The organism is Deltaproteobacteria bacterium CG11_big_fil_rev_8_21_14_0_20_49_13 (assembly GCA_002796305.1).
GTDB lineage: Bacteria > UBA10199 > UBA10199.
Genome location: PCWZ01000066.1, coordinates 36,327 through 36,755, shown reverse-complemented (window position 1 = coordinate 36,755; position 429 = coordinate 36,327). Strand labels below are relative to the sequence as shown.

Here is a 429-nt window from a genome sequence, read left to right as displayed (position 1 = left end):
TATGGGCTCCTCACCCCCATCCGCTGCCTATAATGATATGCAGGAGGGGTTGCCACTAATTCAGGGTAATGCTGACATAGTCAATAGAGTAAGCGCACCGCGTTTGTGGACTTCTACTATTACAAAAACCTGTAACATTAATGACATCCTTGTGAGTGTCAGGGCTCCCGTTGGTGAAGTATTCATATCACATCATCATGCCTGTATTGGTCGTGGCATGTGTGCAATCAAATCGAAAAAAGGAACCTCATTGCCTTATTTATTTCAATCGCTCCTATGTATGGAATCACAATGGATAAAACTCAGCCAAGGTAGCACCTTCACAGCTATCAATAGCAATGATTTAAAGGATCTCAAGATACAAATGCCAGATGATTATGCAGAGCAAGAAAAAATAGCTGACATCTTAAGCGCAATGGATGGCGAACT

Annotated in this window: 1 protein-coding gene; it reads left to right on the top strand. The window is 42.2% G+C overall.

Translation table 11 applies throughout. The features are described from left to right. On the top strand, window positions 1-429 hold a 429-nt coding region (locus COV46_06425), incomplete at both ends, for a type I restriction endonuclease subunit S (GenBank protein ID PIR16932.1).